Source organism: Acinetobacter sp. UBA2581 (assembly GCF_002339435.1).
GTDB lineage: Bacteria > Pseudomonadota > Gammaproteobacteria > Pseudomonadales > Moraxellaceae > Acinetobacter > Acinetobacter variabilis.
Map to the genome: position 1 here is coordinate 22,767 of NZ_DDLD01000052.1, position 15,613 is coordinate 38,379.

13 protein-coding genes are annotated in these 15,613 nt (G+C 42.8%); 10 read left to right on the forward strand and 3 right to left on the reverse strand.

Features of this window, described 5'->3' with window-relative positions; translation table 11 throughout:
- Positions 1 to 14 precede the first annotated feature (14 nt).
- From aroB to B3Q46_RS06350, 10 genes are all read left to right on the forward strand, one after another.
- Entirely contained in the window at positions 15 to 1,094 is a 1,080-nt protein-coding gene (gene aroB, locus B3Q46_RS06305; RefSeq protein WP_286713986.1) for a 3-dehydroquinate synthase, read from the forward strand.
- Between the two features lie 12 nt (positions 1,095 to 1,106).
- A complete protein-coding gene (locus B3Q46_RS06310; RefSeq protein ID WP_286713987.1) occupies positions 1,107 to 1,958 on the forward strand; it encodes a hypothetical protein in 852 nt (283 codons plus the stop codon).
- A 450-nt stretch (positions 1,959 to 2,408) separates the two neighbouring features.
- Positions 2,409 to 6,884, forward strand: coding sequence for a glutamate synthase large subunit (gene gltB, locus B3Q46_RS06315; protein ID WP_286714004.1), 4,476 nt, complete (start codon positions 2,409 to 2,411; stop codon positions 6,882 to 6,884).
- 72 nt (positions 6,885 to 6,956) lie between these two features.
- Complete coding sequence (locus B3Q46_RS06320; protein ID WP_180025542.1) at positions 6,957 to 8,378, forward strand: FAD-dependent oxidoreductase; 1,422 nt, start codon at positions 6,957 to 6,959, stop codon at positions 8,376 to 8,378.
- Between the two features lie 271 nt (positions 8,379 to 8,649).
- Positions 8,650 to 9,243: a LemA family protein gene (locus B3Q46_RS06325; protein ID WP_004787108.1), complete on the forward strand. Its 594-nt coding sequence runs from the start codon at positions 8,650 to 8,652 to the stop codon at positions 9,241 to 9,243.
- 36 nt (positions 9,244 to 9,279) lie between these two features.
- Positions 9,280 to 10,323 carry a TPM domain-containing protein gene (locus B3Q46_RS06330; RefSeq protein WP_414631440.1) on the forward strand — a complete coding sequence of 348 codons (1,044 nt, stop codon included), beginning with the start codon at positions 9,280 to 9,282 and terminating at the stop codon, positions 10,321 to 10,323.
- Positions 10,317 to 10,877, forward strand: a complete 561-nt coding sequence (locus B3Q46_RS06335; protein ID WP_286713988.1) for a TPM domain-containing protein — start codon at positions 10,317 to 10,319, stop codon at positions 10,875 to 10,877. The genes B3Q46_RS06330 and B3Q46_RS06335 overlap by 7 nt, the downstream gene beginning before the upstream one ends.
- Before the next feature lie 210 nt (positions 10,878 to 11,087).
- Entirely contained in the window at positions 11,088 to 11,432 is a 345-nt protein-coding gene (locus B3Q46_RS06340) for a prepilin-type N-terminal cleavage/methylation domain-containing protein (RefSeq protein WP_286713989.1), read from the forward strand.
- Positions 11,433 to 11,559: 127 nt separating this feature from the next.
- Positions 11,560 to 12,279 (forward strand): TfpX/TfpZ family type IV pilin accessory protein, encoded by a 720-nt coding sequence (gene tfpZ / locus B3Q46_RS06345; RefSeq protein WP_286713990.1) that lies wholly within the window; start codon positions 11,560 to 11,562, stop codon positions 12,277 to 12,279.
- A gap of 69 nt (positions 12,280 to 12,348) precedes the next feature.
- On the forward strand, positions 12,349 to 13,983 hold the full coding sequence (locus tag B3Q46_RS06350) for a PglL family O-oligosaccharyltransferase (protein WP_286713991.1): 1,635 nt from the start codon (positions 12,349 to 12,351) through the stop codon (positions 13,981 to 13,983).
- A gap of 54 nt (positions 13,984 to 14,037) precedes the next feature.
- On the opposite strand, the gene bfr is transcribed toward B3Q46_RS06350, so the two are convergent.
- The 3 genes from bfr to B3Q46_RS06365 all read right to left on the reverse strand — a co-directional run bounded on the left by bfr (position 14,038) and on the right by B3Q46_RS06365 (position 15,526).
- Positions 14,038 to 14,502: a heteropolymeric bacterioferritin subunit Bfr gene (gene bfr / locus B3Q46_RS06355; protein WP_180025547.1), complete on the reverse strand. Its 465-nt coding sequence runs from the start codon at positions 14,500 to 14,502 to the stop codon at positions 14,038 to 14,040.
- 226 nt (positions 14,503 to 14,728) lie between these two features.
- Positions 14,729 to 14,923 carry a bacterioferritin-associated ferredoxin gene (locus tag B3Q46_RS06360; RefSeq protein WP_004787097.1) on the reverse strand — a complete coding sequence of 65 codons (195 nt, stop codon included), beginning with the start codon at positions 14,921 to 14,923 and terminating at the stop codon, positions 14,729 to 14,731.
- Positions 14,924 to 15,142: 219 nt separating this feature from the next.
- Positions 15,143 to 15,526, reverse strand: a complete 384-nt coding sequence (locus B3Q46_RS06365; RefSeq protein WP_004787096.1) for a RidA family protein — start codon at positions 15,524 to 15,526, stop codon at positions 15,143 to 15,145.
- Positions 15,527 to 15,613 lie beyond the last annotated feature (87 nt).

A 15,613-nucleotide genomic window follows, 5' to 3' on the forward strand; every position in this document is an offset into this window, starting at 1 on the left:
GTGGTTATCCCCTCATGAAAACCTTATATGTCGAACTCGGTGAACGTCGTTACCCCATTTTTATTGGTAGTAACTTGAATCCTCAGGAATTGCTTGAGCCTTATATTCATGGCAAGCAGGTGATGGTTGTCAGTAATGATACGGTGGCACCACTCTATCTGGATCGCTATAAGGCTGCATTAGAAAATTTGGGTAAAACTGTGGCGACCTGTATTTTGCCGGATGGTGAGAAATACAAAAATATTGAGCATCTAAACCTAATTTTTGATGCATTGCTTGAGGCAGGCTTTAACCGAGACAGTACGGTTCTGGCACTCGGTGGTGGTGTTATTGGAGATATGGCCGGCTTTGCTTCTGCCTGTTTCCAGCGTGGAGTATATTTTATTCAGGTGCCAACGACGTTACTCTCTCAAGTGGATTCCAGTGTGGGGGGTAAAACCGGCATTAATCATCCACTGGGTAAAAATATGATTGGTGCTTTCCAGCAGCCACAAGTGGTGCTGGCAGATATGTCACAACTTGCAACTTTGTCGGATCGTGAACTGTCTGCGGGTCTGGCTGAAGTGATCAAATATGCCTTACTCGGAGATGAAGATTTTCTGGTCTGGTTAGAAGCCAATATGGAAGGTCTTATTGCCCGTGATGAGCAATTGCTGGCCGAAGCGGTTTATCGTTCTTGTGCACATAAAGCTCGTATTGTAGCCAATGATGAAAAAGAGCAGGGTGAGCGTGCTTTACTTAATCTCGGTCATACATTCGGTCATGCGATTGAGTCTTATCTGGGTTATGGTGAATGGCTGCACGGAGAAGCGGTAGCAACCGGTATGGTGATGGCAGCAGATTTATCCCATCGCATGGGTTGGATTTCATTAGAAGACCTTGAGCGTACAAAAAAAATCATTTCTCGTGCGCAATTACCTATTGTTTGTCCTAAAATCCCACTTGACGATTTCCTGGCTTATATGGCTCACGACAAGAAAGTTTTAAATGGGCAGCTTCGTCTTGTATTATTGCAGCAACTTGGAAAAGCGGTCATTACTCGAGACTTTGATGTCGAGTTGATGCAACAGGCGATTTTAGCTCATCAGGCATAGGTTTAAATTTTTATGACAGCATTACGTACCCCTTGGCAAAAGATTCAGCATTATTTCTGGCTGGTCTGTGGCGTATGCTGTCTATTTGCTGCCTTGGTTTTTTGGGCTATCACTGATACAGATGAAGTTGTAGAAGTAGAGAAGAAGCCGGAAACCGAAGTTGAATTACAGATTCAACCGGAAAAAGTGGCCTCAATGACCTATCTTGGTGCACTTTCTGATGAGGTTAAACCTCTTGATCTCAATACTCGGATTGTGGTCAATGTTAGCCATGAGCCTGAATTCCGTGGAACCAAATATATTGGTGAAGTAAAAAAACAGCATGCGATTGAGCTATTTCGTGTAGGTAATGAAGCCATTCTAAAAACTTTCCTGAAAAAGCAGCAGGATCGTAAACCCTTTGTTTATTTAAGGCTTTCAGGTGAGAACCAGCCTGAACAATATGTATTGTTATATGGCCTGTATAAAACCGCAGCAGAAGCTCAACAGGCTTTATCAGCGCTCAATCTGAATCTGCCTAAATCCGTCCAGCCTAAAGTTGTGGCCATGCAACAATATGCCAGTCTAGTCAACAGTATGGGTTCGGAAGAACTGGCAAGTAATCAAAAACTCTATGAAATTCAGTTGAAAAATGTACCTTTACCGAAAGTCGATGAATCCGTACAGATCAGACCGAAAGCTCAACCTTCAGCCCCTGTGGTCACCCCTAAAGAAAGCACCACGAGTACCACGATTGTTCGACGTGATCAGGAAGGTAATGTAGTGGATGTACAGAAATCTCAAAGTCATGTCGAAGGAAGTCCGCGCTCATCAAATGGCAATTCTCGGCCTCAAGAAAACGAGATTAGTGATCCATTTAACTAGGCCGGTCTAAAATAGCGCACGGACACTTTATCTTTATTATAAATGTGCGCTTTTGGTGCAAAAAATACGCACCATAAATAATCATAATTTTCCTTTTGTAGACTAAATCTTTGTCATTTGTGTTGTTTTGATTTTTGCTCCTTAAGTTGGCATGAAATTTGCTTTATTGGTGCATGAATTGAATTAATCTCCCTGTTTTGGCGCGAAAATGATTCGATGAATAGACGTAACTGTCATCTTTGTTGCTTATTTTTATCTTATCCATCAGCAAAATGAATGTTATTTTTCATGCATTCCGTCTGAAAAAGGATTATGTTGAAAAGATACTCAATGATATTTTGCTCTATAAAGCTGCTTAGCTTGCGGAGTAAATCAGACAGTCACGCACAGCAGAATTTAGATTGTTTAATAGCCTATCGGGCTTAGTGAAAAGAAGGGTACGCTATGCACATGCCATCGCCTAATAATGTAGCTCCCGCTCAAGGTTTATACCAACCGGATGAGTTTAAAGATAACTGTGGTTTCGGTTTGATCGCCCATATGCAGGGTGATGCCAGTCATGATCTGGTCAAGACCGCAATTCATAGTCTAAGTTGTATGACCCACCGTGGCGGTATTGCTGCTGATGGCAAGACCGGTGATGGTTGTGGTCTATTGCTGGCAATGCCTAAAGAATTCTTCCGTGAAGAGGCCAAACGCTTAAGCGACATTACCTTAAGTGAGATTTTTGCTGTGGGTACAGTATTCCTGAATCTGGACCCAGCATTAGCTGCACATGCAAAACAAGTCCTGACGAAAGAAATTGAAGAAGAAGGCTGTCGCGTTATCGCATGGCGTGTTGTACCGACGAATAATGATGCGCTCGGTGAGATTGCAATGCAGTCTCTACCAGCTTTTGAACAGGTGATTGTTAACTGCCCAATCGGTGTGACTGAAGTTGAATTCAACCGTAAATTGTTCCTTGCGCGTCGTCGTGCTGAACAGCAGTTAACCAGTGATCCATATTTCTATGTGACGACCTTATGCTCAACTGTAATCAGCTATAAAGGTCTGATGATGCCAGCAGCTATTGCTGACTTCTATACTGACCTGGCTGATGAGCGTCTGGCATCACATATCGTGGTCTTCCATCAACGTTTCTCTACCAATACATTGCCACGCTGGCCATTGGCTCAGCCATTCCGTTACCTTGCGCACAATGGTGAGATCAACACTATTACGGCTAACCGTAACTGGGCAATGGCGCGTACGCCTAAATTTGAAAACCCGTTACTGCCAGGTCTGACTGAGCTGAGTCCAATCGTAAACCGTACTGGTTCAGATTCATCTAGTCTGGATAACATGCTGGAAATTCTAGTGGGGGGTGGTATGGATCTCTTCCGTGCGCTACGTATGCTGGTTCCACCTGCTTGGCAGAACGTCGAAACGCTTGATGCTGATTTACGTGCATTCTATGAGTTCAACTCTAAACATATGGAAGCATGGGATGGTCCTGCAGGTTTAGTTATCCAAGACGGTCGTCATGCGATCTGTATGCTGGATCGTAACGGCTTGCGTCCGGCACGTTGGGTCATCACTAAAAATGGCTACATTACACTGGCTTCAGAAATCGGTGTATGGGGCTATGAACCTGAAGATGTCATTTCTAAAGGTCGTGTGGGTCCTGGCCAAATGCTGGTGATCGATACTTATACCGGTAAAGTATTAGATACTCAGGATGTGAATAATCACTTGAAACGTATGCGTCCGTACCGTGAATGGTTACGTGAAAATGCTGTACGTCTACAAGGCAGCCCTGAGCTAGAAGAATATCTATGTGAGCGAGGCTTGAAAGGTGACAACCTGAAAGCGGCACAGAAAATGTTTATGGTGACTTTCGAGGAACGTGACCAGTTGCTGCGTCCAATCGCTGAAAGTGGTCAGGAAGCTGTGGGTTCTATGGGTGATGATACCCCGATGGCGGTTCTGTCACGTCAGGTACGTCATGTATCAGACTATTTCCGTCAGCAGTTCGCTCAGGTAACGAATCCGCCAATCGATCCATTACGTGAATCGATTGTAATGTCGCTGGAAACCTGTTTAGGTCGTGAACAAAACGTTTTCGAACAGGGTCCAGAACATGCAGACCGTCTGATTATTTCAAGTCCGGTCTTGTCTAATTCAAAAATGCATCAGATCCGTACGCTAGGTCGTACAGGTTATGAGATTGCGGATATTGATCTGAACTATGCTGAAACTGAAGGCCTAGAAGCTGCGATTGTTCGTATTTGCGAAGAATCAGCGCAAGCGATTCGTGATGGCAAAACTTTATTGGTACTTTCAGACAAGAAAATCCGTGAAGGTTTCTTGCCAGCCAATGCTGTGATGGTCACTGGTGCAGTACACCATCATCTGATCAATACTGGCCTGCGTACTGATGCCAACCTGATTGTTGAAACCGGTTTTGCACGTGATCCACATCAATTTGCCGTTCTGCTTGGCTTTGGTGCGACAGCAATTTATCCGTACCTGGCATATGACGTGATCAATGATCTGGTGGCTAAAGGTGAATTGCTGGGTGATCCAGTATATGCACAAAACAATTTCCGTAAGGGTATTGAAAAAGGCTTGCTGAAAGTCCTCTCTAAGATGGGTATTTCAACTGTGGCTTCTTACCGTGGCGGTCAGCTGTTTGAAGCAGTCGGTTTATCCAATGAAGTTGTGAACAAATGCTTCGTAGGTGTTCCGAGCCGTATTCAGGGTGCAACTTTTGCTGACCTTGAAAATGACCAGAAGCAACTGGCAGATTTGGCCTGGAAAAACCGTAAGCCAATCGATCAGGGTGGTATGCTGAAATTCGTCTTCGGCAAAGAATACCATGCGTTTAACCCGGACGTGATTAACTCACTGCATAAAGCAGTACGTTCTGGTAATTATGCTGACTTTAAAGAATATGCAGAGCTGGTAAATAACCGTCCGATTGCAACCATCCGTGATTTATTCAAGCTGAAAACTGACAACTCAATTCCAGTGGATCAGGTTGAGTCTGTAGAAGATATCCTGCCTCGTTTTGACTCTGCGGGTATGTCTTTGGGTGCGTTATCTCCTGAAGCACATGAAGCGATTGCGATTGCCATGAACACCATTGGCGGTCGTTCTAACTCTGGTGAGGGCGGTGAGGATCCAGCGCGTTATGGCACCATCCGTAACTCGAAAATTAAACAGATTGCATCTGGTCGTTTTGGGGTAACCCCAGCGTACTTAACTTCAGCAGAAGTGTTGCAGATTAAAGTGGCTCAAGGTGCGAAACCAGGTGAAGGTGGTCAGTTACCTGGTGGTAAAGTGAATGGCTTGATTGCCCGTTTACGTTATTCAGTTCCAGGTGTGACTCTGATTTCACCACCACCACACCATGATATCTATTCAATTGAAGATTTATCTCAGTTGATCTTTGACTTGAAACAAGTTAATCCCCAAGCGATGGTATCGGTGAAACTGGTATCTGAACCGGGTGTAGGTACGATTGCAGCAGGTGTTGCGAAAGCATATGCCGATTTTATTACCATTTCTGGTTATGACGGTGGTACAGCAGCATCTCCATTGTCTTCGATTCACCATGCGGGTTCTCCATGGGAATTAGGTTTAAGTGAAGCGCATCAAGCACTTCGTGTAAACGACCTGCGTGGCAAAGTCCGTGTACAAACCGATGGTGGTTTAAAAACCGGTCTTGACGTGGTAAAAGCAGCAATTCTGGGTGCAGAAAGCTTTGGTTTTGGTTCAACGCCAATGATCGCATTGGGCTGTAAATACCTGCGTATCTGTCACTTGAATAACTGTGCGACCGGTGTTGCAACTCAGCAGGATCATCTGCGCCAAGAGCACTACATCGGCGAACCACAAATGCTGATCAACTTCTTCACTTTCATTGCTGAAGAAACACGTGAATGGTTGGCGGCACTTGGCGTATCTAGTCTGAAAGACCTGATTGGTCGTACAGATTTGCTGGAAATCCTGCCAGGTGAAACTGACAAACATGCTCACCTTGATCTGAGCAAACTGCTAGAGTCACATCCAGCAGCAGAAGGCAAAGCACAGTACTGTGAAGTACAGGGTAATGAACCGTTCGATAAAGGTATTCTGGCTGAGAAGATGGTAGAAGAAATTCTTCCAGCAATCGAAGCAGGTACAGGTGGTGAATACAGCTTTACCGTAGGTAACTGTGACCGTTCGATTGGTGCGCGTCTGTCAGGTGAAATTGCCAAACGTTATGGCAACCTGAGTATGGAAGCACATCCGGTTAAAGTAAATCTGACTGGTACAGCGGGTCAGTCACTCGGTGTTTGGAATGCCGGTGGTCTGCATCTGAAACTGGAAGGTGATGCGAACGACTACGTGGGTAAAGGTATGGCAGGTGGTCGTATCTCGATCTTCCCGCCAAAAGGTTCTCCATTCCAGACTCAAAATACTGCCATCATTGGTAATACCTGTCTGTATGGTGCGACTGGTGGTAAATTGTTTGCTGCGGGTACTGCGGGTGAACGTTTTGCAGTTCGTAACTCTGGTGCCTTTGCTGTGATTGAGGGTGCAGGCGATCACTGCTGTGAATATATGACTGGCGGTATTGTGACTGTCCTAGGTAAAGTAGGTCATAACTTCGGTGCAGGTATGACCGGTGGTTTTGCTTATGTATTGGACCTGGACAATGATTTTGTAGATCATTACAACCATGAGTTGATTGAACTGAACCGTATCTCAACTGAAGCGATGGAAGAACATCAGACCTTTTTGCTTCGCATTTTAGATGAACATATTGCAGAAACAGGTAGTGCTTGGGCGTACAAGATCCGCCATGAGTTTGATTTCTATAGTCGTAAGTTCTGGCTGGTAAAACCAAAAGCAGCTAACTTATTGACCTTGTTGAAAACAACTCAAGCTGATCCACAATAATTCCACTACTGCAGATATAGGCAGACCTAAGGTAATGCGAATAAAGCCTTGGGTCTACCCACGGAGAGAGAGATGGCAGAGCGCCTAAATAATGACTTTCAATTCCTGGATGTCGCACGCCAAGATCCAGAGAAAAAAGAGATTGACGTCCGCAAAGCAGAATTTGTGGAAATTTATAAACCTTTCACAACAGAAGTGGCTGCAAATCAGTCACATCGTTGTCTAGGTTGTGGTAACCCGTACTGTGAATGGAAATGTCCGGTTCATAACTACATTCCAAACTGGTTGAAGTTACTGGCAGAAGGCCGTATTTTCCAGGCAGCAGAACTGTGTCACCAAACCAATACTTTGCCAGAAGTCTGTGGTCGTGTTTGTCCTCAAGACCGTCTGTGTGAAGGTGCTTGTACCTTGAATGATGGTTTTGGTGCAGTCACCATTGGTAATGCCGAGAAATATATTAATGACACCGCTTTCGCTTTAGGCTGGCGTCCAGACATGTCTCATGTGAAATGGACTGACAAGAAGGTTGCTATCATTGGAGCAGGTCCTGCCGGTCTAGGCTGTGCTGATATTCTGGTACGTAATGGTGTTAAACCTGTTGTATTTGATAAACGTCCTGAAATTGGTGGTCTGCTGACTTTCGGTATCCCAGAATTCAAGATGGAAAAAGACGTGATGAAACGCCGTCGTGAAATCTTCACGGGTATGGGTGTTGAATTCCGTCTGAATACTGAAATTGGTACAGATGTCACCATTGACCAGTTACTTGCTGACTATGATGCTGTCTTTATGGGTATGGGAACATACACTTATATGAAAGGTGGCTTTGCTGGTGAAGATCTGGATGGTGTATATGATGCACTGGATTTCCTGATTGCTAACGTGAACCGTTGCCAGGGGTGGGAAAAAGATCCATCCGAATACATCAGCGTTGAAGGCAAAAAAGTGATTGTCTTGGGTGGTGGTGATACCGCGATGGACTGTAACCGTACTTCAATCCGTCAAGGTGCTGAGTCAGTGGTTTGTGCTTATCGTCGTGATGAAGCGAACATGCCGGGTTCACGTCGTGAAGTAAAAAATGCGCGTGAAGAAGGTGTGGAATTCCAGTTCAACCGTCAACCTATCGAAATCGTGGGTGAAAATGGCAAAGTGACTGGCGTAAAAGTGGTAACGACTCAACTGGGTCAACCAGACAGCCGTGGCCGCCGTAGTCCGGAACCAATTCCAGGTTCAGAAGAAATTCTGCCTGCAGATGCGGTATTGCTGGCATTTGGTTTCCGTACCAGCCCAGCAGACTGGTTCACTGATGTAGAAATCAATCTGGATGGTTCAGGTCGCGTACTTGCAGCTGAACAACAGCAATACAAATTCCAGACTTCAAATCCAAAAATCTTTGCTGGTGGCGACATGGTCCGTGGTTCTGACCTGGTGGTGACTGCGATCTGGGAAGGTCGTCAGGCTGCAGAAGGTATTCTCGATTATCTTGATATTTAATCTAATTTAATCATCTATTTAAAAAAAACCCGCTACGGCGGGTTTTTTTATTTTTCTTTGTTTTGAATATTTGGTTAGCTTAATCCTATGAGCTTATAAAATATGAATTTGAACTTATCAATATATCCAATATTAATTCGTAGCTCTGAAGCAGAACAGAAGGAATAAAAACGATAAAAGTAAAAAATTATAAAAATTAACAAAAACTAGGAAAAATATGTTTAAAATCAAATTAATTAAATAAATATCAATAAAGAATTGAGGATAAAAGATGATCCCTGTATTAAAAAAATCTTTCATTGCTCTGATGTTAGCCAGTACCCTGACGCTTACAGGTTGTGGCTATAACACCTTACAAGTCAAGGATGAGGCAGTAACTGCGGCATGGTCTGAAGTGCAGAACCAGTATCAGCGCCGTGCTGACTTGGTGCCGAATCTGGTAAATGTGGTAAAAGGCTATGCAGCGCATGAAGAGCAGGTATTGACTGAGGTGACTCAGGCACGCGCCAATGTTGCAGGTTTGAAAGTTGATCGTGAAGTGCTGGAAGATCCTGAATTGTTCCAGCGTTATCAGGAGGCACAGGCACAAATGACCAGTGCCTTGTCACGTCTACTGGCAGTAACTGAAAATTATCCTGATCTAAAAGCCAATGAGCAGTTCCGCGATTTACAGGTACAACTTGAGGGTACTGAAAACCGTATTGCGGTAGCGCGTAACCGTTATATTACGACTGTACAAGATTTTAACTCTTATGCACGCCAGTTCCCGCAGGTGATGACGGCCAAAGTCATTGGGATGGATACCAAGCCAAACTTTAGTGCAGAGCAAAGCGCGCAACAGGCACCTAAGGTTTCATTTGACTAAGCTTGATCTTGGATAATCACTAATAAGGTGGCTGCAATGATGTATACGAGCGCTGTAAAACTTTGTACAGGTCTATTTCTCAGCCTCATTATGTGCCTGATGAATTCTGCCTGGAGTGAAACAGCAACGGCAACTGATACAGAAGAAGTCATTGTTGCACGTGAAATTTTGCAGCCTAAAACGAATACTAAGGATCAAAATGTAGAATCTGCAGATACAGCACCGCAGCCCCAAATTGTCAATGATATGGCAGAAGGTCAGGTTCAGCGCAACTTGCCCAGCATGAATGAACCGGTGATTGATCAGGCAAATTTATTAACGGCAGCAGAAAAACAGCAACTTAGTCAAAGAATCATTAATCTCTATCAGGCAGGTAAGGCTCAGATTGGCGTAGTAATTGTCCCTACCACGGGCCAGGAAGATATTTTTGACTATTCCATGCGTGTGGCAGATCGCTGGCAACTGGGGTCAAAAGAACATGATAATGGTCTGTTAATGACCATTGCGGTAAATGACCATCGTATCCAGATTTTAACGGGATATGGGCTAGAAGGCGTTCTGCCGGATATTGTGGCTGGACGGATTATTAATAACAAAATTACACCTTTGTTTAAGCAGGGGCAGTATGCGCAAGGGATAGATGCTGGGCTGGCAGAAATCGAGCGTATTCTAAATCTGGATCCTGAAATTGCAGCTCAAGCAGCAGCTGAGCTTAAAGCGCGTCAGGAGCAGGCTTATAAAGCGCAGCAAGCATCTCAAGCGACTTTTGGTTCGGTTATTTTTATTATCGTCGCTGGCGTCATTGGTTCCATGATCTTTGGCAGGAAGCTGAGTGCGGCCACTGCCGCAGTGGCTGGAACTGCAGCTGGATTAGTGAATGGAATGGGATTGGTCGCTAGCCTATTAATTGGTGCTGGAGTTTTCTTTTTGCTCGTTACCTCACTTGCTCAGTTGATCCTGCATGCCTTTATGGCAGGTGGAGGTCGTGGCGGTGGTAGTGGACGTGGTGGTTTTGGAGGCGGCGGCTTCGGTGGAGGCGGCGGTGGTTTTGGTGGGGGAGGAGCATCAGGCTCATGGTAACAACTACAGATACAACAGATATTGTCACACAGCCCAAACTGGAAGAACATGCGCAGCCGAGTTTTAAGCGCTGGCTTAAGCACTTCTTTTATATGCCTGCAACCAAGCGGTTTTTCTCCAAGCAGGATCAGCATGCCATTGCATTAGCTGTAGAAGAAGCCGAGCATGGGCATGTGGGGGAAATTCAGGTCGTGATTGAAGGTTCTCTACCTTCTCGTTCTGCTTATTACCAGGATACGCTGTGTCGTGCCCGCCAGCTCTTTGCTGAACTTGGGGTTTGGGATACAGAGCATAATAGTGGTGTACTTGTATATTTAAACCTCTGTGAGCACAAGGTTGAAATTGTGATTGATCGGGGAATTAAAGATGCAACGACCCAACACGTTTGGGATGAAATTTGCCAAAATATTATTCAGCATTTAGTCCAGCAGAAGTTTAAAGAGGGTGTAATTGAAGGGATAAAGCAGATTGGAGAAGTGTTAGATCAGTACTATGATCGGAAAATAGATGATTTAAAGAATGAATTAGGGAATAAACCGATTATTCTGGGGTGATTTTAGTCAACTAACTGACAAAATTTGTCAGTTAGTTACACAAAATAAAACATAAGAATTACAAAAATAAAAATATTTTTTTAAAGTGCTGTTTTTTCTCTCAATTTTATTATAATAAAACTTGGCACACTTAGTGCTAAATATAAAATTAAGCTAAATGAGCTTTTCTTTAGGCTTATAAATAAACAAAAAACATTTGTGGAGAATGTTATGAACGCTCAAAAAGGTTTCACCCTTATTGAATTAATGATTGTTGTTGCGATTATCGGTATTCTTGCTGCAATCGCGATTCCTGCTTATCAAAATTACACTAATAAAGCTGGTGAACGCGCATGTATGTCTGAAACTAAGGGCTATGCGAATGCTTTATATGCAAATTTAGTTGATCCAAATGATGATGCTGATGCGGCGCCTGAACCAAATAAATCTGCTTGTTCAGATATAGTGGCAACAGGTGAAGATATGGCCACTGTTGTAACAGGTACACCATCTAAAGGTACACGTCAAACTGAGTGTACTTTCAGTACTGGTGCTAACTGTGTATTAAAAGAGTAAAGGATGTTTTTGCTGGTGGCAGTACTCCTGACCATAAATTTGTTAATTTAATTTGATCTAAAAAACGCATCTTTAAAGATGCGTTTTTCATTTAATTTCATAGTCAAAACTATATCTAGTGATATTTATGCTATCAAAGAAAAAATTTTGCATTCTGCATTTGGCTATATCTATTTTTATTGGCTTATTAACTGCTTGGCTCATTTTCTTTATCTGGTATCCAATGCCATTGGCACAAGCGATTGGGGTGACTCAATTATTTGGCTTATTGTTGCTGGTGGATATGATTTTAGGCCCTTTATTGGGTTGGATTGTTTATAAAGAAGGAAAGAAAACTTTAAAGTTTGATTTATTGGTAATTGTGCTGTTGCAAATTTTTGCCTATGGCTACGGCATGTATAGTGTTGCACAGGGTAGACCTTTATGGATTGTGTATAGTCAATATTATTTTAATGTCGTGCAGAATAAACAGATCGACGAAAAAGATTTAGTTAAAGCAGAAAAGCTATATCAACAGCGTTCATTCTTTGGCCCAAAAATTGTTGCTTTGAAAGGCGAAGAAAATTATCAAAATAATAACTTTGTAAATCAAAGACGTGGTTGGACGAGTTATCCACCCAATTATACAGATATCGCATCAGTGCAATCCCGTATCAGTCAATATGCCTTAGATTTAAAAGTTTTAAACCAGAGTAATGAGCCTGAACGTGTAGCTAAGATTTTGAGTCAATATCCAGAAGCAGATGCTTGGTTACCATTACAAGCTCCTGTGCAGAGTATGATTGTTTTGGTGAATAAACGTAAAGGTGAAGTGGTTAAAATTGTGGATTTAAAGCCTCTGCGCTAAGTTGGATAGCTATATTTTTAAAACTTTATTTGTGTATTATGTGCAAAATTTATTTTTACTAAAGTTCTCATGAAATTCACGCTAGCCCTCATCGCAGCAATCCTGATCTCCTTCGCGTGGCTCATGCCCATTCATTATCGGCCGTGGGTCACCTACACGGGTGAACTCTATGCCTTCTTCGCTTTATTCGCGCTTGCTACACTCTATCTAAAAGAAAAACTCAAAATTCCAGCTCTCAGTCTGCCATTATTGCTACTCGCCTGTGTACCACTGATACATTTTCTGACAGGACAGGTATTTTTCTTTAGCACCGCCATGATGGGCTTTATTTTTATTTTTAGCTTTTGGCTGGCAAGTGTACTTGGCTATAACTTTTCTAGAGAAAACTATAACCGGGAAGAAACTTTCACTAATCTGAGCTATGTGTTTTTGGCTTCAGGGACGATTACGGGTTTAATTGCGCTGTGTCAGTGGTCTAATCTGGATTCAATATTGCCAGGCATGGTCAATATTAGTGGTAATCAGCGCCCTTATGCCAATTTCGCCCAACCAAACAATATGGCGACTTTCTTGGTCATGGCATTGATGAGCTGCCTTTATCTGTATGAAAAGAAAAAAATCCAAACCAAATGGCTATTTGCTTGTGCTGCTGTGATTGTTATGGGAGTGGCGTTAAGTCAGTCACGTACTGCTTGGGTGGCTGCGATCGCGATCATATTTTATCTGGCATTCTACCAATATAAAGGGATTATTCGCCTGAAATGGTATTACAGCACAGCCTGGCTCGTCTTTTTTATTTCCTGCATTGTTGCTTTTCCATTACTCAGCCAGCTAGCAGCTCAAGCGATAGATGCAGATGTAGTGCAAAGCCGTGATGTAGTAGCACGTGCGACAGGAGATATGTCTCGTTTAGCGATTTGGCAGCAAATGCTAGCGGCAATTCAGGCACAGCCATGGTTTGGTTATGGCTGGTATCAGACCAGTGTGGCATTTGTCTCAATTACCGATACGGTACAGGGTCCAGTCTGGATCCGTAGTGCGCATAATTTTATTATTGATTTCTTGATCTGGAATGGTGTAGTGATCGGTATTCCTTTCTTGGCTTATTTCGGTTATCTGGGCTATCAGTTACAGCGCTGGGTAAAGACACCAGAGTCAGTCATTGGTATTTTAATGATTGGGACTTTTCTTACGCATGCCATGTTTGAGTTTCCGCAGCACTATGCCTATTTCCTTTTACCAGTAGGTTTTATTTTAGGTACTGTTCTAGCCCAAAATCCGAATATCAAAACCGTGACCTTACCCGCTATAGCAATGAAAATCATTTTTGGGTTTGGACTACTGTTATTGATTGTGGTCTATCGGGATTATGATGTCGCTGTGCCAAAACTTGGTCAAAGTATTCGTTATGAGCAACAGCCCGAAAAAATCACCAATCAGCAGCCAATCTATTTATTAACAGAGTTTAATCATCGTATTGATTGGATTCGTCTTAACCCTTATAGCAAAGCATCCCCTGAACAGATTCAAGCAGGTGAGCAGATGGTATTAAGTTATCCAACTAAATATAATCTGATTAAATACGCCAAACTGTTAGCTTTTAATGGTTATGAAAATGAAGCCAGGCATCAGCTGCAACGCTTAAAAGTTATTCAAAAAACCGAACTCAGTTATGAAGAATTGATTCAGGATATGCCAAGATAAATTCCATATAAAAAAGCCAGCAAGAGCTGGCTTTTTTATTGATTCATTCTAAGTTTAGAGCTGGCTTTGAATATAGTTTTCGATACCAACACTTTCGATAAGATCTAGCTGAGTCGTAGTCCAGTCCAGATATTCCTCTTCTTTTTCCAGAATTTCTCGCACTAAGTCTCGAGTCACATAATCCATCTGTGTTTCTGCCAAAGCCACAGCCTGCTGAATGACTTCAATATTTTCTTTAACTTTGCGGACATCACACTGCAGTACTTCTTGAGTATGCTGGCCAATATATAATTTGCCAAGATGTTGTAGGTTTGGTAAGCCTTCCAGAAATAAAATACGTTCAATGATTTTATCGGCGTGCTTCATCTGGCGGATGGATTCTTTATATTCTGCCGAACCCAGTTTTTCAATGCCCCAGTCATTAAACATGCGTGAATGCAGGAAATACTGGTTAATCGCTGTAAGGTGGTGATACAACACCTGGTTCAGCTGATTAATTACATCACGATTGCCTTTCATCGTATCACTCCATATAGCCTGTTGACCCATTTATTACTATGGGTTTTTGATTAACTTATCTTAAATCAATCGAGCAAACAATGGCGAGTAATTTATTGAACTGCAAATGAAAATCGCAATCAAAAAGCTTCAGATGAAATATAAAGCAATAAAAACCCGCCAGAGTCAGAGGCGGGGGAGGAGTAATGATACGAGACCATTAATTTTATAATTATCGTTATCCGCTTTAGGCAGCAACCGCTAGCCGTGCAGCAATCTGGGAAATTTCATCACTAATGATCATACGGGCTTCTGGAGCACAACGGCCACAACACGTCCCTAGATCAAGCATTTCGCGTACATCACGGTAACTTTCGGCGCCATTTGCAATAGCATCTTTAATGTCTTGATCTGTAATGCCACGGCATAGACAAACGTACATAGGATACAACCACAGTGAATAAATAAGATAAGAGATATTATTGATAATTGTTATCGTTTGTCAATAAAAATCATTTGAAAATGCTTTTTATAATGATTGATGATTTAGATAAAAAAATATCACTCAAGCAAAAATCCGATTATTGCTCGGGTTTTTGCTTGAGTGATTCATGATTGCAAACGAAATATAGAAGCTTAGGTGTTACATAAATTTTAAAAATTATTGCTGAATGATGACTACGCCATCCATCTCGACCAGAGCATCTTTCGGTAGGCTGGCAACACCGAGTGCTGCACGTGCTGGATAAGGCTGGGCAAAATATTCACCCATAATCTGATTCACCAGCTGGAAGTGCGATAAATCAGTCAGATAAATATTCAGTTTGGCGATGTCTGCCAGAGAGCCACCGGCCGCTTCGCAGACGGCTTTTAAATTATCGAATACACGGCGAATCTGTGCTTCAATGCCTTCAACCAGTTCCATGCTGTATGGATCTAAACCTATTTGACCAGATAGATACAGGGTATCGCCCACAAGAATGGCTTGCGAATAGGTGCCAATGGCAGCAGGGGCATTTTCAGTATGGATTACTTGGCGGAACATTAATTTCTCCTTTTATCAAATGGAGCGTAAAACTCTGTCCTTCAGGGCAGAGATATAAGCGATACGACATAAAATGTCGTTGAATTT